The organism is Sinomonas sp. ASV486 (assembly GCF_030908215.1).
GTDB lineage: Bacteria > Actinomycetota > Actinomycetes > Actinomycetales > Micrococcaceae > Sinomonas > Sinomonas puerhi.
Genome location: NZ_JAVFJK010000004.1, coordinates 341847 through 361344, shown reverse-complemented (window position 1 = coordinate 361344; position 19498 = coordinate 341847). Strand labels below are relative to the sequence as shown.

General features: G+C 70.1%; 16 protein-coding genes. 12 read left to right on the top strand and 4 right to left on the bottom strand.

Annotated elements, in window-relative coordinates; translation table 11 throughout:
• Position 1 precedes the first annotated feature (1 nt).
• Positions 2–928, bottom strand: coding sequence for a LysR family transcriptional regulator (locus tag RBS60_RS08300; RefSeq protein ID WP_307957068.1), 927 nt, complete (start codon positions 926–928; stop codon positions 2–4).
• Positions 929–1089: 161 nt separating this feature from the next.
• Between RBS60_RS08300 and RBS60_RS08295 the strand changes: the two genes are divergently transcribed.
• The 9 genes from RBS60_RS08295 (at position 1090) to RBS60_RS08255 (ending at position 12670) form a co-directional block, all read left to right on the top strand.
• On the top strand, positions 1090–2472 hold the full coding sequence (locus RBS60_RS08295) for an MFS transporter (RefSeq protein WP_307957067.1): 1383 nt from the start codon (positions 1090–1092) through the stop codon (positions 2470–2472).
• Positions 2469–3212: a 3-hydroxybutyrate dehydrogenase gene (locus tag RBS60_RS08290; protein ID WP_307957066.1), complete on the top strand. Its 744-nt coding sequence runs from the start codon at positions 2469–2471 to the stop codon at positions 3210–3212. Before RBS60_RS08295 ends, RBS60_RS08290 begins: the two co-directional genes overlap by 4 nt.
• A 285-nt stretch (positions 3213–3497) precedes the next feature.
• Entirely contained in the window at positions 3498–4283 is a 786-nt protein-coding gene (locus RBS60_RS08285) for an IclR family transcriptional regulator (RefSeq protein ID WP_307957065.1), read from the top strand.
• 110 nt (positions 4284–4393) lie between these two features.
• Positions 4394–5785: an LCP family protein gene (locus tag RBS60_RS08280; protein ID WP_307957064.1), complete on the top strand. Its 1392-nt coding sequence runs from the start codon at positions 4394–4396 to the stop codon at positions 5783–5785.
• Between the two features lie 70 nt (positions 5786–5855).
• Entirely contained in the window at positions 5856–7115 is a 1260-nt protein-coding gene (locus RBS60_RS08275) for a phosphatidylserine decarboxylase family protein (RefSeq protein WP_307957063.1), read from the top strand.
• A 243-nt stretch (positions 7116–7358) separates the two neighbouring features.
• A complete protein-coding gene (locus RBS60_RS08270) occupies positions 7359–9107 on the top strand; it encodes a urocanate hydratase (RefSeq protein ID WP_307957062.1) in 1749 nt (582 codons plus the stop codon).
• Positions 9108–9130: 23 nt separating this feature from the next.
• Positions 9131–10729, top strand: a complete 1599-nt coding sequence (gene hutH / locus RBS60_RS08265) for a histidine ammonia-lyase (RefSeq protein WP_307957061.1) — start codon at positions 9131–9133, stop codon at positions 10727–10729.
• Between the two features lie 254 nt (positions 10730–10983).
• Entirely contained in the window at positions 10984–11169 is a 186-nt protein-coding gene (locus tag RBS60_RS08260; RefSeq protein WP_307957060.1) for a hypothetical protein, read from the top strand.
• Positions 11170–11371: 202 nt separating this feature from the next.
• Positions 11372–12670, top strand: a complete 1299-nt coding sequence (locus RBS60_RS08255; RefSeq protein WP_307957059.1) for a hypothetical protein — start codon at positions 11372–11374, stop codon at positions 12668–12670.
• A 2-nt stretch (positions 12671–12672) separates the two neighbouring features.
• Here the strand turns inward: RBS60_RS08255 and hutG are convergent, their stop codons facing one another.
• The gene (gene hutG / locus RBS60_RS08250; protein ID WP_307957058.1) at positions 12673–13671 is read right to left on the bottom strand and encodes a formimidoylglutamase; all 999 of its coding nucleotides are present in this window, start codon (positions 13669–13671) and stop codon (positions 12673–12675) included.
• Positions 13672–13964: 293 nt separating this feature from the next.
• Between hutG and RBS60_RS08245 the strand changes: the two genes are divergently transcribed.
• From RBS60_RS08245 to RBS60_RS08235, 3 genes are read left to right on the top strand one after another with little or no spacing between them, the layout of a single operon-like run.
• Positions 13965–16091 carry an elongation factor G-like protein EF-G2 gene (locus tag RBS60_RS08245; RefSeq protein ID WP_307957057.1) on the top strand — a complete coding sequence of 709 codons (2127 nt, stop codon included), beginning with the start codon at positions 13965–13967 and terminating at the stop codon, positions 16089–16091.
• Between the two features lie 41 nt (positions 16092–16132).
• Positions 16133–16456: a PadR family transcriptional regulator gene (locus RBS60_RS08240; RefSeq protein WP_307957056.1), complete on the top strand. Its 324-nt coding sequence runs from the start codon at positions 16133–16135 to the stop codon at positions 16454–16456.
• Entirely contained in the window at positions 16405–17241 is an 837-nt protein-coding gene (locus RBS60_RS08235) for a hypothetical protein (protein ID WP_307957055.1), read from the top strand. The genes RBS60_RS08240 and RBS60_RS08235 overlap by 52 nt, the downstream gene beginning before the upstream one ends.
• On the opposite strand, the gene RBS60_RS08230 is transcribed toward RBS60_RS08235, so the two are convergent.
• The gene (locus tag RBS60_RS08230) at positions 17219–17785 is read right to left on the bottom strand and encodes an NADPH-dependent FMN reductase (RefSeq protein ID WP_307957054.1); all 567 of its coding nucleotides are present in this window, start codon (positions 17783–17785) and stop codon (positions 17219–17221) included. The two genes, RBS60_RS08235 and RBS60_RS08230, sit on opposite strands and share 23 nt — an antisense overlap.
• Positions 17786–17997: 212 nt before the next feature.
• Positions 17998–19431 (bottom strand): NCS2 family permease, encoded by a 1434-nt coding sequence (locus RBS60_RS08225; RefSeq protein ID WP_307957053.1) that lies wholly within the window; start codon positions 19429–19431, stop codon positions 17998–18000.
• Between the last annotated feature and the right edge of the window lie 67 nt (positions 19432–19498).

The following is a 19498-nucleotide window of genomic DNA, read 5'->3' as shown; positions in this document are numbered from 1 at the left end:
CCTATGTCGAGGCACTGCCGGCGGCACGCCCGCTTGGGGCGCTGCCGAGCAGCATGGGCCGGGCGATCTCCATCTGGGCCTGCAGCGCCTCGGCCACAGCCGCCACGGCAGGCTGGCGGTAGGAGTCGGCGCGCAGGACCATCCAGTAGGGCAGCCGCTCGCTGAAGTAGTCGGGCAGGATGCGCACGAGGTCCTCGTGGCGGTCGGCCATGAAGCAGGGGAGGAAGCCCACCCCGGCGCCGGCCCGGGTGGCCTCGACGTGAACGAACACGTTGGTCGAGGTCAGGCCGTCCCGCATCTCGGGGGCGAGGCGCCGGGGGGCGTCGAGGTCATCGACCTGCAGCATCGAGTCCACAAAGTACACGAGCCCGTGGCGGGCGACCTCGCTGGGCGTCTGGGGCCTTCCGTGCCTCGCGAGGTAGTCCCGCGAGGCGTACATCCCGAGCGTGTAGTCGCCGAGCCGGATGGCCTGGGCGCGGTGGACCTGGGGCTCGCCCACCACGACTTCGATGTCCACCCCCGAGCGCTGCTGCATCGCCCGCCGTGTCACGGTGATGAGCTCGACGGTCAGCCCCGGGTGCTCGGCCCTCAGGGCCGCGACGGCGGGGGATGCGATGTAGGCGCTGAAGCCGTCGGTCGCCGTCATGCGTACTGAGCCGGTGACCGGGTCCTCTTCGCCTTGGCCGAGGCGGCCCATCGCCTCGGCGATCTGCACCGCGACGCCCACGGCGCGCTCGCCGAGCGGCGTCAGCTCCCAGCCGCCCGCCGCGCGGGCGAGCACGCGCCCGCCGAGGGCCTTCTCGAGCGCCGAGATCTTGCGGGCGACGGTCGTGTGGTTGAGGCCGAGGCCCTCGCCCGCCGTCGTGAATTTCCCTGAACGGGAGACCTCGAGGAGGACCAGCAGCAGCTCGGGCGAGGGCGACGTCATGGGCTCAGCCTACGAGTGATCTGCACATCTGCACACGACCCTTGCCTGATTGGTCATTGAGTGCGCAGCAATGCGCAGGGAATACTCGTCCAAGGCATGTGACGGGCGTCATACCGTGGTGGCGTCCGCGAGACTGCCAGTTCCGACCCAGGAGGGCAAACATGAGCGTGAACCAACGCTCCGCCGGTTCCGCCGGCTCCGAGACTTCGCTTCTCAAGAAGATCGTGTCGGCCTCGATGGCCGGCACGGTCGTCGAGTGGTACGACTTCTTCCTCTACGCGACCGCCTCGACGATCGTGTTCAACAAGGTGCTCCTGCCCAAGATGGGCAACGAGTACGACGCGATCATCGCCGCGTTCCTCACCTACGCCGTCGGCTTCGTGGCGCGTCCGCTCGGCGGCATCGTGTTCGGCCAGATCGGCGACCGGATCGGCCGCAAGCAGACGCTCCAGATCACGATCATCCTGATCGGCGTCGCGACGGTCCTCATGGGCTGCCTGCCCACCTACGCGCAGATCGGGGCGTGGGCGCCGATCCTCCTCGTTCTGCTCCGCTTCATCCAGGGCCTCGCGCTCGGCGGCGAATGGGGCGGTGCCGTCCTCCTGGTCGCGGAGCACGCACCTGACAAGAGCCGGGCGTTCTGGGCCTCGTGGCCGCAGGCCGCGGTCCCGCTCGGCAACGTCCTGGCCACCGTAGTCCTGTGGCTCATGACCACGACCCTCTCCAATGATGCGTTCCTGGCCTGGGGCTGGCGGGTCGCATTCTGGCTGTCCGCGATCGTCGTGGTCGTGGGCTACTACATCCGCACCAAGATCGACGAGGCCCCCATCTTCCAGGAGGCCAAGGCAGAGATGGACTCCGAGAAGGCGGCCGGCTACGGCGTGTTCGAGGTCCTCAAGCGGTACCCCAGGGGCGTCCTGACGGGCATGGGCCTCCGCTTCGCGGAGAACATCATGTACTACCTCGTTGTGACCTTCTCGATCGTGTACCTCGGCACCGGCCTGAAGATGAACACCGGGTCGATCCTCGGCGTCATTGCGATCGCCCACATCTGCCACTTCGCGATCATCCCCCTGGTCGGCCGCCTTGCCGACCGCGTGGGCCGCAGGCCCGTCTACCTCGTCGGCACGATCCTGGGCGGCACGTGGGGCTTCTGGGCCTTCCCTGCCTTCGGCACCAAGAACACCGTGGTGATCCTGGTGACCATCATCGTGGGCCTCATGTTCCACGCACTCATGTACGCGGGCCAGCCCGCCATCATGTCCGAGATGTTCCCGACCCGCATGCGCTACTCGGGGGTGTCGATCTCCTACCAGGTCACCTCGATCGTGGCGGGCTCGCTGGCCCCGGTCTTCGCCACGGAGTGGCTCAAGGCGACCGGTTCGTGGTGGCCGACGGCCGTGTACCTTGCGATCGCCGGAGTGATCACGCTCGTCGCGGTGCTCTCCCTGCGCGAGACCAAGGGTGCCTCGCTCCACGCGCTCGACGCCGCCGATGCGGCCAAGCAGCGCAGCGAGGTCCCCGAGGCGGGGGCCCGCGCGTGAGCCTCGAAGGACGCAAGGCCCTGGTCACGGGCGGCGCCGCCGGCATCGGCGCCGCCGTGGCCCGGGGGCTCGCCGAGAAGGGCGCGCACGTGGTGGTCGCCGACCTCGACGGCGAGGCCGCGCAGAAGCTGGCCGCGGATCTCGGCGGGAGCGTCTGGGCGGTCGACCTGCTCGACACGATGCCGCTCGAGGACCTGCGTCTGGACTGCGACATCCTCGTCAACAACGCCGGCATCCAGAAGATCGCGCCCATCGAGGACTACGAGCCGGAGACGTTCCGCCGGATCCAGCGGCTCATGGTCGAGGCGCCGTTCCTGCTCGTCCGGGCGGCACTGCCGCACATGTACGAGAAGGGTTGGGGGCGGGTCATCAACCTTAGCTCGGTGCACGGCATCCGCGCGTCCGCCTTCAAGAGCGCCTACGTGACCGCCAAGCATGCGCTCGAGGGGCTCTCGAAGGTGACCGCCCTCGAAGGCGCCCCGCACGGGGTGACGTCCAACTGCATCAACCCCGGGTACGTCCGCACGGCCCTCGTGGAGCAGCAGATCAAGGACCAGGCCGAGACCCACGGCATCCCCGAGTCGGAGGTCCTCGAGAAGGTCATGCTCACGGAGATGGCAGTCAAGCGGCTCGTCGAGCCCGCCGAGGTCGCCTCGCTCGCGTGCTGGCTCGCCTCGGACGACGCAGGGATGGTCACCGGCGCGAGCTACACGATGGACGGCGGCTGGTCGGCCCGGTAGCCGGTAGCTGCGCGGGGCCGGACCCCCCGGAGCCGATGCCTCCGGAACCTCGGGCGTCCCGCACGACACCACTCAGCGCCGTTTCTGCCCGCATTGGGACGGAAACGGCGCCGAGTTGTGCCCGGCGGGACGCCTGTGCCGCGGCACCCCGATGAGGTCTCGGGCCGCAGACGGTCGTTATGTCTGGAATACCGGACGGTAGCCGGACAGCGGCGGATGCGCATAACCGTCGTCCGCGCGCACACTGGAGTTCGGTATTACAGACAGCGACCCGACCGAGGTGCCATGCCCGAGCTCGACCAGAAGTCAAAGGTGCCCGCCGCCGAGAGCACCCTGCGCATCCTGCGCCTGCTCGCCTCACGCCGTGGGCCGCAGCCGGCCTCCGCGATCGCGACGCAGCTCAGCCTGCCGCGCTCCACCGTGTACCACCTCCTGGCGGTCATGGAGGAGAGCGGATTCGTCATGCATCTGAAGGAGGAGCAGCGCTACGGTCTCGGGATCGGGGCGTTCGAGCTCTCGAGCGCCTTCTCGCGTCAGGAGCCCCTCTCGCGTCTGGGCCGACCTGTGCTCGCGGCACTCGTCGATGCGATCGGCGAGAGCGCGCACCTCGCCGTCCTGCACGGCCGGGACGTGCTGTACATCGCCGAAGAACGGGCCAAGAACCGGCCCTCCCTCGTCACCGACGTGGGCGTGCGCCTTCCGAGCCACCTCACGGCGAGCGGGCGGGCGATCCTCGCCGCGCTACCGAAGTCGCAGGTCCGCGCGCTCTACCCGAATGCCGCCGCGTTCTCGACCCGCACGGATGAAGGGACGCAGATCCGCTCGTACTCGACGCTCCAGTCCGAACTGGACCAGGTGAGGCAGCGCGGCTACGCCACCGAGGACGGTGAGATCACGCCGGGGCTCGCATCGGTCGCCGCCGCGGTCCTGGACCACACCGGGTGGCCCACGGCTGCCGTCGCAGTGACATTCGAGGGAGATCGTGTGCCTGCCGAGCGCCGCGAGGATCTCGCGAGGCGCGTCACGAGGGTCGCGGGCGAGCTCACGGCGAGGATCTACGGGCGCGGCTGACGCTCGAGGTGGTGCGCGGCCCGGTGGCCGGCGGTATGGTGTGCATCACATGTCGGTGCCCTCAAGTGGCGTTCCTCGCCACGCGGTGCGCCGCGCGGAAGGCAGCTCGCATGGGGGAGCAGGCACGCGGTACAGGCCGCCGATTCGCGCCGCGCCGGCGCAGGTGGCCGAAGGTCTTGGCCATCGTGGCGATCGTGGTCACGCTCGCGGCCGCCGGCAGCGCCGTCTACGTGGCGCAGCTGGCGGCGAGGTTCAACGGCAACGTGCGCCGCTCGGACGCGCTGTCCCGCGCGCTCACGGAGCAGTCCGCTAGCCCCTCTGCCTCCGCCGTGCCGAAGCTGTCCAAGGACACCAACGTCCTCATCATGGGTCTCGACTCGAGGCTCGACGAGAACGGCAACCCCCTCCCGCAGGACATCCAGGACGCGCTGCACGCAGGTGACGACAGCGTGGGCTTCTACAACGCGAACGTGCTCATGCTTGTGCATATCCCGGCCGATGGCTCCCAGTCCACGGCGGTCTCGATACCGCGCGACGACTACGTCCAGACCGCTGGCTTCCCCGGAGCTGGCTTCATGGCCAAGGTCAAGGAGGCCTACAGCTACGGCTTCGCGGCCGAGCAGTCCACGCTCCTCGCCCAGGGAAAGCCGAACGACGACGCGACGTATCAGTCGGCGCGCGACGCCGGCCGCGCCGCCGAGATCGCCACGGTCTCCCAATTCCTCGGCGGCGTGCAGATCGACCACTTCGTCGAGATCACGATGGTCGCGTTCTACCAGGTGGCCCTCGCCATCCAGCCGATCACGGTGTGCGTCAACCGGGCCACCCAGGACACGTTCTCCGGCGCGGACTTCCGTGCGGGAATGCAGCAGATCAACGCACAGCAGGCGATGTCGTTCGTCCGCCAGCGGCGGGACACCTCCGATCTCACCTACAACTTCACGGACCTCGACCGCTCGCGCCGCCAGCAGGCGTTCATCGCCTCGGTGCTGCACCAGCTCAAGCAGGCCGGGACGCTGACGGACCTGCCGAAGATGGAGGCGGTGCTCGACGCCGTGAGCAAGAACATGGCGATCGACCGCGGCCTCGATCTCCTCGAGTTCTCCCAGCAGGCCAGCTCGCTCACGGGCGGCAACATCTCCTTTACGACCCTTCCGATCCTCGGCTTCGGGACCTCTCCCGAGGGGGCGTCCATCAACCTTGTCGACGTCGGCCAGATTCGCGCGACCGTGCGAGACCTCCTCGCACCGAAGCCCCCGCAGCCCACGACGCCGCCCCCCGCCATTCCGACCCCGGCCCCTTCGACACCGGCAGCGTCGGCATCGGCCTCGTCGGAGTCGGGGGGCGAGGCCTCGTCCGGCGGGACGGACAGCACAGGGGCGGCCGCGCCGTCGTCGTCCCTGTCGCCGGACGCCGCGAGCACGACGGCGAGCCCCGCCCCCACGACCTACGCGGACTGGCAGGGCCCCCTCCAGGGCGGCGGAATCCCCTGCGTGAAGTAGCGACGGCGTCCCGCCGCGGCACGCCGCGCGTGGGTGTGGTGCCGGTCACGAGGCGAGTAGTCTCGGGGCCATGACCCTTATCTCGTCATCTGACCGTGTCCGACGATGGGGTGGCTGGCTGCCCGAGCAGCAGGACGACCTCGAGGAATGGATCTCCGGCCACCGGGAACGGGTCGAGGCGCGGGGTGAGGATGTTCCCCTGCATCCGGTGATCGTGGAGTTCCAGGAACTGATTGCCAGCGACCCGGTGGTCCGTCTCTACATGACGGAGATGATCGAGCAGGTTCCGACGTCGAAGCCCTACCGCAAACGGCACCTCACGAGCGTTGACCAGATGCTCCGGCTGATCAACGAAGTCCTCACGACGGCACCGGAGTTCAGCGAAGGCGGCATGGTGACCACCCCGTTGACGGCGATCCTCGATTGGACCATGGGAACCGAAGCAGGGTTCGCGGCCCACCGCGATCCGCGCATCATCGCCATGTTCCGCAAGATTCTGGACGCCTGGTGCGAGTTCTTGAGCAGCGAGGACTCGCTGTATGTGTTGAACACCTCGTCGTCGGGGTGGATGTCGGAGAAGGCGCGGCAGGTCGTCGGGATGGACGACTACCAGCACGATGCCCTCGCCGAGCACTGGGGCTTCACGTCGTGGAACGATTTCTTCGCCCGTCGGCTCACATCGACCGCCAGACCCGTCGCCGCGCCTGACGATGACAAGGTCATCGTCAGCGCCTGCGAGTCGACCCCATACAAGATCAGCTCCGGCGTTCAACGCCAGAGCCGGTTCTGGGTCAAGGGCCAGCCCTATTCGCTCGAGGACCTGCTCGCGCGCGACGAGTCGGTGGACCAGTTTGTGGGCGGAACGGTGTACCAGGCGTTCCTGAGCGCATTGAACTACCACCGGTGGCACGCTCCCGTCGCCGGAACGATCGTGCGCGCGTACCTCAAGGACGGCACGTACTTCTCCGAGGCAGAGTCCGAGGGGGCCGACGCCGTGGAGGCGAGTCTCTCGCAGGCGTATCTGGCCCATGTCTCGGCCCGGGCGATCATCCTGATCCAAGCCGACGACCCCGTGATCGGCCTCATGGCGGTGATTCCCGTGGGCATGGTCGAGGTCTCGTCCTGCGTCATCGACGCGGAGATCGTCCCGGGCCACCACGTGGACAAGGGCGACGAGCTGGGATACTTCCAGTTCGGCGGCTCGACGGAGTGCCTCGTCTTCCGGCCCGATGTCATCGACCAGTTCGCTCTGGCTGCCCTTCCCCAACCGCAGGATCCCCAAGCGCCTCTCGTGCGAGTTCGGTCCAAGCTCGCGACCGCCAGGTCCTGAGGGCCGCTTCGCGTACCTGTTGTCGGGGCGGCTCTGACGGCATCGCACTGCCTTCGGCGACTCGTCGGGCCCAACCAGCCGGTCGCCCTCGTGCGCTGAATATGCCTCTGGCCTCCGTCCGGAATCCCGGACAGCTCCCCTCCGATTCCCCTGTTTCTCCGCCTCTCGACGCGGTGTCATAGATGCAGAGGGCCGAACGGCCCAACAGACACCACTCACATCGACGCTGACGCAGGAGTCACGATGAGCACCCAGCCAGAGCCCACGGTCCGTCCCACGCCGAAGGCGGACTTCACCACCGGCGCCCGCCCGGTCCGCGCCCCCCGCGGCACCGAGATCTCCGCCAAGTCCTGGCAGACCGAGGCGCCGCTGCGCATGCTCATGAACAACCTCGACCCCGAGGTTGCCGAGCGCCCAGACGACCTCGTGGTATACGGCGGCACCGGCCGCGCTGCGCGCTCATGGAAGGCCTTCGACGCGATCGTCGACACGCTCAGGGACATGGACGACGACGAGACCCTCCTCGTGCAGTCCGGCAAGCCAGTCGGCGTCTTCCGCACCAACAAGTGGGCGCCGCGCGTGCTCATCGCCAACTCGAACCTCGTGGGCGACTGGGCGAACTGGCCCGAGTTCCGCCGCCTCGAGGCCGAGGGCCTCACGATGTACGGCCAGATGACGGCCGGCTCGTGGATCTACATCGGCACGCAGGGCATCCTCCAGGGCACGTACGAGACGTTCGCCGCCGTCGGCCGCAAGCTTGCCGCCGAGAACCGCCACACGACCTCCGCCACGGAAGGCCCCTTGGCCGGCACCCTCACCCTCACCGGCGGCTGCGGCGGCATGGGCGGGGCCCAGCCGCTCGCCGTGACGCTGAACGACGGCGCGTGCCTCATCGTCGACGTCGATGAGACCCGCCTGCGCCGCCGCGTCGGCAAGCGCTACCTCGACGAGGTCGAGACGGACCTCGACACCGCCATCGCCAAGGTCGTCAAGGCCAAGGAGGAGCGCCGCGGCTGGTCCGTGGGCTACGTCGGCAACGCCGCCGAGGTCTTCCCCGAGCTGCTCCGCCGCCACAAGGCTGGCGAGCTGACGATCGACGTCGTCACCGACCAGACCTCCGCCCACGACCCGCTGTCCTACCTGCCGACCGAGTACACGGTCGAGCAGTGGCACGCCGAGGCTGAGGCCGATCCGGAGGGCTTCACCAAGAAGGCCCAGAACGCGATGGCCCGCCACGTGCAGGCCATGGTCGAGTTCCAGGACGCCGGCGCCGAGGTCTTCGACTACGGCAACTCGATCCGCGACGAGGCCCGCAAGGGCGGCTACGAGCGTGCCTTCGAGTTCCCGGGCTTCGTCCCGGCCTACATCCGCCCGCTGTTCTGCGAGGGCCTCGGCCCGTTCCGCTGGGTGGCGCTGTCCGGGGACCCGGAGGACATCAAGGTCACCGACGAGGCGATCAAGGAGCTCTTCCCCGAGAACAAGCACCTGCACAAGTGGCTCGACGCCGCTGAAGAGCGCGTCGAGTTCGAGGGCCTCCCGGCACGTATCTGCTGGCTCGGCTACGGCGAGCGCCACAAGGCCGGCCTCCTCTTCAACAAGCTCGTCGCCGAGGGCAAGGTCAAGGCGCCGATCGTCATCGGCCGCGACCACCTCGACTCCGGCTCCGTCGCCTCGCCGTACCGCGAGACCGAGGCCATGAAGGACGGCTCGGACGCGATTGCCGACTGGCCGCTCCTCAACGCCCTCACCGCCGCGTCCTCGGGCGCCACGTGGGTCTCGATCCACCACGGCGGCGGCGTCGGCATCGGCCGCTCAATCCACGCAGGCCAGGTCTCCGTGGCCGATGGCACCGAGCTCGCCGCCGCGAAGCTCACCGCCCTCCTCACCAACGACCCGGGCATGGGTGTGATCCGCCACGTCGACGCCGGCTACGAGCGGGCCGTCGAAGTCGCCGCCGAGCGCGGCGTCAAGATCCCCATGGCCGGCCGCTGAGACCGCCGAGAACAGGAACTGACATGACTCTCACCGTTACGGAAACCCTCCCGACCGAGGTCACCCTCTCCACGCACGGCCTCACTGCCGAGGACGTCGTCGCCGTCGCCCGCCACGGCGCCAAGGTGACGATCGCGCCCGAGGCGCTCGTCGAGGTGGCCCGGGTCCGCGCCCACGTCGAGGCGCTCGCCGCCTCCGAGATCCCGGCCTACGGCATCTCGACTGGCTTCGGGGCGCTCGCGAACCTGCACATCCCGCAGGACAAGCGCACGCAGCTGCAGAAGTCCCTCATCCGCTCGCACGCCGCAGGCATGGGTCCGGCCGTGGAGACTGAGGTGGCCCGTGCACTCATGTTCCTGCGCGCCAAGACGCTCGCCTCGGGCCGCACGGGCGTCCGCCCGGTGGTCCTCGAGACGTTCGTCGCGTTCCTCAACACGGGCATCACGCCCGTGATCCGCGAGTTCGGCTCGCTCGGCTGCTCGGGCGATCTGGCCCCGCTCTCCCATGTGGCCCTCGTGCTCATGGGCGAGGGCGAGGCGTTCGGGCCCGACGGCGAGCGGTTCGGCGGCGCGGGCGAGCGTCCCGTCGCGGAGCTCCTCGCCGTGCACGGCATCGAGCCGATCGTCCTGGCCGAGAAGGAGGGCCTCGCCCTCGTCAACGGCACGGAGGGCATGCTCGGCATGCTGCTCATGGCCCTCGCGGACCTCCGCAAGCTCGTCAAGACCGCGGACGTCACGGCGGCCCTGAGCGTGGACGGACTCATGGGCACCGACCAGGTGTTCCTGCCCGAGCTGCACGCCGCCCTGCGCCCGCACCCGGGCCAGGCGGACTCGGCGGCCAATATGCTCGCTGTGCTGCGCGACTCCGCGATTGTGGCCTCCCACAAGGAGGGCGACTCCCGCGTCCAGGATGCCTACTCGCTGCGCTGCGCTCCGCAGGTGGCCGGTGCCGTCCGCGACACGATCGCCCACGCCGAGACGGTTGCGCAGCGCGAGCTCGCCGCCGCGATCGACAACCCCGTGGTCCTTCCCGACGGCCGGGTCTCCTCCAACGGCAACTTCCACGGCGCCCCCGTGGCCTACGTGCTGGACTTCCTCGCGATCGGCGCGGCGGATCTTGCCTCGATGGCCGAGCGCCGCACCGACCGCATGCTGGATCCGGCCCGCTCGCACGGACTCCCGGCCTTCCTGGCCCACGATCCGGGTGTGGACTCGGGGCTCATGATCGCCCAGTACACGCAGGCCGGCCTCGTCTCGGATATGAAGCGCCTCGCGGTTCCCGCGTCGGTGGACTCGATCCCGAGCTCCGCGATGCAGGAAGACCACGTGTCCATGGGCTGGCACGCCGCGCGCAAGCTCCGCAAGGCTGTGGAGAACCTGCGCCGCGTCCTCGCGATCGAGCTCGTGACGGCTGCCCGAGCGATCGACATCCGCACCGCGGCGTCCGACGGCGCACTGGTCCCCGGACCTGGCGGTGCGGCGGCCATCGAGGTGCTCCGCCAGACGGTCGCCGGGCCGGGCACGGACCGCTTCATGTCCCCGGAGCTCGAGGCGGCCGATCGGGTCCTCGCGGGCGGCGAGTTTGTCGCTGCGGTGAGTGCCGCCGTCGGCGGTCTGCGCTGACGAATGGTGCTCGCGCGCGGGCTGCCCTGTCGGGTTGCACAGCGGTTCTCCTGAATCGTGGTCGAACCCTACAAGGCGGCGCGCCGCAGAAGCCGATAGAAAGGAGTGTCCTACCTCACGGGGGGACACTGAGGGCATCAGGCGATCTCCGCCGGCACCCATCACAACAACAGACAAAGGTCTACACAAAGGAGTGGAGAGCAATGAAGGCACGTGGAGCGGTAGTGTCCCGACGGGGCGCCTACCAGGCGCCAGTGGAAAACTGGGCCGAGCTCGCGGTGGGGGAAGTTGTTGAGGTCGTGAGGCACGCGCAGGTCGTGTCCCGCGGGACGGTCGAGGAGGTCTCGCTGAGCGGAAACGTCATGTGGATCCTCTCGGACGGCCCGCACGACCGCCAGCTGTGCCTCAAGTCGGACGGGGTGATTGTCCGCCGCGGCTGAGCCACAGCTCGCCGCGCGGTCTGCCTCCTTGGAGGCTCGCAACCGGGAAGGGGCCCGCACCAACAGGTGCGGGCCCCTTCGCCGTTGGTGTCCCGGCGGCGTGCGGGCTCCCGTCGACCCGTTGGTCCCCTCGTGCGGCATGTCGCCGACCGCATGCGCGGCCCCGGGCCCGGGCAGGGGCCCGCGGCCGTAGGCTGGCCACGTGCTGTACGTCGCGCTGGCCGCACTCCAGCTCGGGATCGAGGTGGACCTCGCCCCGGGCCCGGAGGACGCGCCGGCCGCTCGGCTCGTCGCGGCGTCCTTCGCGGCCTTCGCCGCGTGGGCATGGTCGACCTCGCGGGACGCGCGTCTGCCTCTTCCAAGCCGTCTGGGTCGGCTCGCCCTCGCGGGAGCGGCCTCGTCGGCGGCGCTGCTGGCCGCCTCCGCTGCAGCGTGGGCGGTCGGGGCCCCGGGATGGCTGCACGGAGGCCTGACGGACCTCGCGGTGCTCGCGCTCGCGGGGTCGGGGGCAGCAGCCCGCACGCGGCTCGACGCGGCGGCCGCAGGGGACCCCCAGTTTGCAGGGGCCACGGTCGCGGGAGCCATCGCGCACGCCTTCGCGGGCTGGCCGACGCAGGCCGCGGCCGGAGTCGTGCGCTGGCGGCAGGGGTTGCGCGACCGGCCGGAGTCCGGGTGGATGGTGCACTCGCCCGGCGTGCACGAAGGACGCACGTCAGGGCGCCGGGGGCTCCTGGTCGCCGTCTTCCTGGTGTTCCTCGCGGCGGTCCTCGCCAATGGCCTCCTCGGGTACCACGTCGGAGGCGTCGTCGTGAGCCGGTACGCCGCGGTCACGGGCCTGAGCCTTCTTCTGGCTTCGACGCCCGGCATCGTCCTGACGTGGCTCATCCTCGTCACTGTGAGCGGCAGGCCGAGGATCGCCGCGTCCCTCCAGATGGCGGGGGACTACTCGGGCCGCGGGCTCGTGTGCGGGTTCGTCGTCGGCATCACCGGATTCGCCCTCGACCACGTGGCCGACCGTACCTCGAGCCCCGCGCTCGAGGGGTTTCGCGCGGCCGAGATCGGGGACTGGCTCGCGCTGCTCCTCACCCTCTCCGCGGCCGGCACCATGATCGGGTTCGCGCTCTCACAGCTGCGCCTGCTGGACTTGGCGTGCCAGTCGTGGCGCTACCCCAAGATCGCCTGGCTCGCGGCGCCGCCGCTGATCTTCGTCGTGCAGGCAGTGCTCGGCGCCGACCTCCTCGACGCCCGCCGCATCTACCTCGCACTCGCGACGGGGCTGACCCGTGGCCTCGCCCCCGTTCCGCCGGGCGGGATCACCGAGGACCTCATCGTGCAGGACGCGCGGTACGCATTCGCCGTCGACCAGACGAACATCACCGCGCTGATCCCGGATCCGGTGTGGCTCGCCGGGCTTTGGGGGGCCGCTGCTGCGGTGTTCCTGTGGGGTATGGAATGGCGGGGCTCGGCGCGGGCCAGTTCCGAGCGTGCCAGCCTGGGGTAGCGCTACCCCAGGATCGTGTCGACGAGGCGCGCCGCGACGCGCGCCGTCCGGCCGTCGATGTCGACGGCGGGGTTCAGCTCGGCGAGGTCGGCGTGCAGCAGCTTCCCGCTCGCGGTGACCCGGCGCACGACGGCGATGATCACCTCGAGCGGCACGCCCAGAGCGGCGGGGGCGGAGACGCCCGGTGCCACGGCAGCGGGGAGCACGTCCAGATCGATCGTCAGGTACACCGCGTCGAGGTCGGCGAGGAAGTCCTCGACAAAGGTCTCGGCGGTCTCGCGGGTCGTGTACTCGTCGAGGAGGTACCGCACGCCGAGCTCGTCCGCCCGGTCGAAGAGGGCCCGCGTGTTGTTGGGCCGGGAGATCCCGAGCACCGCGTACTGCAGCGAGCGTCCCTCCGCGGCCTCGGCGCGGGCCATCTGCAGGAACGGCGTGCCGGACGTGGCTTGCTCCTCGTCGCGCAGGTCGAAGTGGGCATCCAGGTTCAGCACGCCGACGCGCACCCCGCCCGAGCGTTGGGACCCGGCAACGCCCAGGTAGCTCGCGAACGCCGTCTCGTGGCCGCCGCCCAGGCCCACGGTGAGCGCACCGCCGTCGAGTGCCGCGGCCAGGGCGGTCCCGAAGCGCTCCTGGCCTCCCTCGAGGTCGCCGGGGAACTCGTCCCCGCCGGTCACCACGGTGACGTCTCCGGCGTCGAACACGTCCCTGCCGAGGTGGAACGCGAGCGGGCCGAGGGCGGCGCGGATGGCGCCGGGCCCCTCGATCGCGCCGAGCCGGCCCTTGTTCCGCCGCACGCCTTCCTCCGAGCGGAAGCCGAGGAGGACCGCGGGCCGCGACCGCACGCCGTCGGACGCAGCGGCGTGCGCCGACGCGGCGAGCGCCTCGGGCGAGTACGGCCGCACGGCCTGCCACCAGCGGCGGTGCTCGGGGGCATCGCCGTCGTTGCGCCCGATCCAGGGCTCGCAGGGGATATCGACCGTCAGGGGAGACACTTCGCTCATCCCCCCAGCACACCAGCATGGGAGCCCGCCGCGCCAGAGGCCCCGGCGACCAATGTCCGGTACCCCGGACCCATCTGAAGCTCACCTTCTGACGGTTACCTTCTCACGGTCACCTTCTGGAGATCACGTCCCGAAGGTCACCTCCCGTGGGTCCACCCGCGGGGCGTGACTCTCCGGACGTGACTCTCAGGAGGTGACTCCGAGATTCCCGGGCGGCGCCCCCTCGCCTCGGCGCTGCCCGAGGGGCAGGATAGGGGGAACGAGACCGGCTGGGGAGAGACCAGGAGGAACTCATGTCGGGCAGAGGCACCAACGGTTCGGCGAAGGGCTCTGGCCCGGTTGCGGTGAACCGTTCTGAACTGATCCGGAACGTGGCGCTCGTGGGCCACTCGGGCGCGGGCAAGACCATCCTGCTCGAGGCAATCCTGGCCTCGACAGGAGCGATCGCCCGCATGGGCACTATCGCCGACGGCACCACGCTGAGCGCCTCGGATCCGGCCGCCGTGCACCAGCAGCGCTCCGTGACCCTTTCCCTGGCCCCCGTGATGTCGGAGGACGTCAAGGTCAACCTGCTCGACACGCCGGGCTATGTGGACTTCGTCGGCGAGCTGCGCGCGGGGCTCCGCGCCGCGGACGCAGCGCTCTTCGTCGTCTCGGCGGCCGAGGACATCGATGCCGCGACCACCGCGCTGTGGGGCGAGTGCGAGCGCGTGGGGATGCCGCGCGCCGTCGTGATCAGCAAGCTGGACCACCCCCGCGCGGACTACGACGCCGCACTGGCCCGCTGCCAGGCGGCGTTCGGCGAGTCGGTGCTCCCGCTGTACGTCCCCGTGACGCACGACGGCGCGCTGACCGGTCTGCTGGGCCTGCTCACCCGCACGGTTTCGGACTATGGGGATCGCAGCGCGGCCCAGGCACCGCTGCAGCCAGAGATGCGGCCCGGGCGCCCCGAGGAACTTGCCGGCTGGGACGAGGCGCGCGGGGCACTCATTGAGGGCATCATCGCCGAGAGCGAGGATGAGACGCTCATGGACCGCTACCTCGGCGGCGAGGACATCGGCCTCGAGACGATCATCGGCGACCTCGAGAATGCCGTGGCCCGCGGGTCCTTCTTCCCGGTGGTGCCCACGTCCGCTCTCGAGGGGATTGGAACCGCCGAGGTGCTCGAGGTGCTCCGGCGCGGCTTCCCGTCCCCGGCGGAGCACGCGCTGCCGGCCGTGGCGGATCTGGACGGCAAGCCGGTCAAGGGGCTGCGGTGCGACCCGGACGGCCCTCTCGTGGGCGAGGTCGTGCGGACCACCGTGGATCCCTTCCTGGGGCGCGTGTGCCTCGTGCGGCTGTTTTCGGGGACGCTCCGCGAGGACACCTCCGTGCACGTGGCCGGCCATGGGCTCGAGGACCGTGGCCACCCGGACCATGATGCTGACGAGCGCCTCGGGCACCTCTACACGCCCTTCGGCGCGTCCCTCCAAGCGGCGCCGTTCGCCGTGGCCGGCGACCTGTGTGCCGTCGCCCGCCTGAGCGCGGAGACGGGCGATTCGGTCTCCGCCCGTGAGGCCCCCATGATCGTGGCGCCGTGGGACATGCCCGAGCCGCTCATGCCCGTGGCTATCGAGGCGGCCTCGCACGGCGACGAGGACGCACTCGCGAAGAGCCTCGCGAAGGTCGCCGCCGGTGACCCGACGCTGCGGGTGGAGCGCAACCCAGAGACGCACCAGCTCGTCCTGTGGTGCATGGGGGAGGCGCATGCGGACGTCGTGCTGGACCGGCTGCGCGAGCAGGGCGTGAAGCTGCAGACGGTCGACGTCGTCACCCCCCTGCGCGAGACGTTCGCCGCCCCCGCCGCCGGGCACGGGCGGCACGTCAAGCAGTCCGGCGGGCACGGCCAGTACGCGATCTGCGACATCGAGGTGGAGCCGCTCGCGCGCGGCGGCGGGTTCGAGTTCGTGGACCGGATTGTGGGCGGGGTGATCCCGCGGACCTATGTCGAGTCCGTAGAGAAGGGTGTACGCGCCCAGATGGCCCGGGGCGTAGCGGAGGGATTCCCCGTCGTGGACATCAAGGTCACGCTCGTGGGCGGCAAGACGCACAGCGTCGATTCCTCCGACGCGGCGTTCCAGGCCGCGGGGGCGCTTGCCCTGCGCGAGGCCGCCTCCGCGGCGCGGATCCAGCTGCTCGAGCCGGTCTCGACCGTGACTATCAGCGTCCCCGATGACTACGTGGGCGCCGTCATGAGCGACCTCTCCGCGCGGCGCGGGCGCCTCACCGGCACCGTGTCCGCGGGCGGCGAGTTCACCGACATCTCGGGCGAGGTGCCCGACGCCGAGCTCCTCCGGTACGCCGTCGACCTGCGTGGGCTCACGGCCGGGACGGGCACGTTCCGCCGCGAGTACCTTCGCCACGAGCCAGTGGCGCGCTGAACTATTGCGCCCCGGACCTTGGATGCCTAGATTGTCTAGGTATGGGACGAAGTGCAGTGAACGGACAGCTTGACCTCCTGCTTCTGGCCTCGCTCGGTGTGGGCGAAGCCCACGGCTACGCGCTCATCGCTCGCATCCACGAGCGAAGCGGCTCCGGGTTCGAGCTCCAGGAAGGCTCGGTGTACCCCGCCCTTCACAGACTCGAGGCGGCGGGGTGGGCCGCGAGCCGTTGGGGGGAAGACGACGCCGCGCGCCGCCGCGTCTATCGCCTCACCTCAACGGGGCGCGCCGAGCTCGAACGAAGGACCCAGGAATGGCGAGGATTCGCCTCGGCCATGGGCAGGGTGCTGGGGGCGGCACAGTGAGCGCGACGGGCGCGGGGCGCACCGAAGGCCAGAGCCCCATCGACGCCTACCTGGACGAGCTCTTCGCTGCCGCGCGCGATTCCGATCCGGGCGCGGCGCGCCGACTGCTCTCCGAGACGGAGACGCATCTGCGCGAATCGGCCGCACGCCTGCGCGCCCAAGGTCTCGTGCCCGAGGCTGCGGAGCTCGAGGCCGTGCGCCGGTTTGGGCCGCTCGGCACCGTCACGCCGTCTCTCCGGACGCCATGGCGTTCGGTGGGCCGGCTGCCCCTGCGTGCCTTCATGCGGCCAGCGGTAGGCCTCGCAGCGGTGGGTGCGATCGCCGTCGGCCTCAGCGGGCTGGTGTCCGAGCTGTTCGGCCGGCTGTGGGGCGCAGGGTTCGTCTCGGGCGACTTACCCGGCGTCGCGTACACAGCCGCGCGCTGCGCCGTCCTCCAGACCCCTTACCCGGGGCTCGATTGCGCTCAGGCGGCGGCCGCCCACCACTGGGGCGAGGTCGTCGAGTACCGCGTGGCCTTCGGGGTGCTCGGGCTTGTGCTCCTGATCGTGTGGAGGTACCTGCCGCGGTCGGTACGGCTTCCAGCCGGGCTCGCGCCGCTGGTCGGCGCAGCGGCCTTCCTCCTCGCCGCGGGCGGAACCGGCGTCCAGGCGCTCAACGCGGCCGTCCAGGGTGGTCAGGGCGTTGGCGCGTGGCTGAGCGCCGTGGCGGTCGCGCTGCCCCTCGCGGCGGCCTTCGCCGTGGCCGCACTCCATCGGCGCCCGTTCAGCCCTGCGGCAGCACCCTGAGGACCCGTTCCACGAACAGCCCGAACTCCTCCATGAAATGCCGCAGGAACTGCTCGGTGCTCGCGTCGCTGACTTCGCCGTCGTCCGTGATGAGCCCCGGTGTGAACTGGATGTAGGCCTCCGGTGCGCTCATCTGGGGCGAATTGCAGAACGCGAGGATCCCGCGCAGGTTCTGCTGCGCCACCGCCGTGCCGATCTTGCCCGGGGACGCGCCGATGATCGCGGACGGCTTGCGGTTGAGCGAGTTGGTGCCCCAGGGGCGGGACGCCCAGTCGATCGCGTTCTTGAGCGACCCCGGGATATCCCGGTTGAACTCGGGCGTGATGAACAGGACTGCGTCCACCCGTTCGATCGCCTCTTTGAGGGCGCGGCCCTCCGGCGGGTAGTCCGCGTCGAGGTCCCGGTTGTAGAGCGGGAGGTCCTTGATGGGGATCTCCTCGAAGTGCAGGGACTCGGGTGCGAGGCGGATCAGGGCCTTCGAGAGCGTGCGGTTGATCGACTTCGAGGAGAGGCTGCCGATGAAGTAGCCGACGGTGTAGGTCATCGAGGATTCCTTCCATTGCCGGGGGACTGCGAGCGGTGCAGGGACGGTGTGTCCGTCGGCAGCGCCGTCGTCAGCGTATGACTTCGGCCGTGCACCGGGAAGGTCCACGTTCTTCGGAAGATCCTGTAGCCCTCTCCGCGCGCCGGGAGGAGGGGCGTCGTCGCGAGGCGGCCCACCGCCGTCGTGCGTGGGCCCCGCGGCAGCCGGAGCAGCTAGAACCCGAGGAGTTTCTCGACCGGACCGATGCCGAAGAAGATGAGGAACGCCGCTGCGACGGCCCACATGAGCGGATGGATCTCCCTCGCGCGGCCCTGGAAGATGCGCACGAGCACGTAGGAGATGAAACCGGCGCCGAGGCCGTTGGCGATCGAGTACGTGAACGGCATGAGGCCGATCGTGAGGAACGCCGGGATCGCGATGCCCAGGTCATGCCAGTCGATCTTGGCGACCTGCTGGAACATGAGGAAGCCCACCACCACGAGAGCGGGAGCGACCGCCTCGAACGGCACGAGGTTGATGAGCGGTGTGAGGAACATCGCGACGATGAAAAGCAGGCCCGTGACCACGGACGCGAGCCCGGTGCGGGCGCCCTCGCCGATGCCCGCACCGGACTCGACGAAGATCTGGTTCGAGGACACCGACGTGCCGCCGCCGGCAATCGCGCCGAAGGCGTCGACGAGCAGCACGCGGTCCACGTTGGGGATGTTGCCGTGCTTGTCAATGTTCCCGGCCTCACGGGCCAGGCCCACCATGGTGCCCATGGCGTCGAAGAAGATGCTCAGGAGGATCACGAACGCCAGCAGGAGGGCGCCGAGTGTCCCGAGGTGCTGGAACGCGCCGAGTGGGTTGGCCTGGCCGAACAAGCTAAGGTCCACGGGGGCCACGTTGCCGAGGCCCGGGACCACGAGGGACCATCCGGCCGGGTTGGGCTGCTGGCCCGGGGCCACGGACGGCCCCACGTGGAACACGAGCTCGATGATGTTCGCGAGGATTGTCGCGGCGATGATGCCGATGAGCAGCGCGCCGCGGACCTTGCGCACCATGAGGGCGATCGTGAGCACGAGCCCCACGACGAACACGAGCGTGGGCCATCCCACAAGCCTGCCGGCGTCGCCGAGCCCGAGTGGGACAGTGGTCCCGGCAGCGTCCGGGATGCGCCGCACGAAGCCCGCGTTGACCAGGCCGATGAGGGCGATGAAGACGCCGATGCCCACCACGATGGCCGTCTTGAGGCCCTCCGGGACGGCCTTGAACACCGCCGTGCGGAACCCGGTCAGGACGAGCACGAACATGACCACGCCCGCGATGAGCACGAGGCCCATCATGTCCGGCCACGTCACGTTGGGGTGGGTCGCCACAGTGACGGCCACGAAGGCGTTGACGCCGAGGCCCGTGGCGAGCGCGAAGGGGTGCTTGGCCCACACGCCCATGAGGATCGTCAGGATGCCGGCCACGAGGGCGGTCATGGCAGCGACGCGTGGAATGCCGAGGTGGCTGCCGGCGGCGTCCGCTCCCGAGAGGATGAGCGGATTGAGGACCACGATGTAGCTCATCGCGAAGAACGTCGCTAGGCCACCGCGGATTTCACGGGAGACCGTCGAGCCGCGCTCGGCGATCTTGAAGTACCGGTCCATTGCGGTTGCCATGGGCGCTCCTGGGTGCGGGAGATGTTGTTGGGGTGGCCCGGAGGCCGGATCAATCCTACTCGCCAGT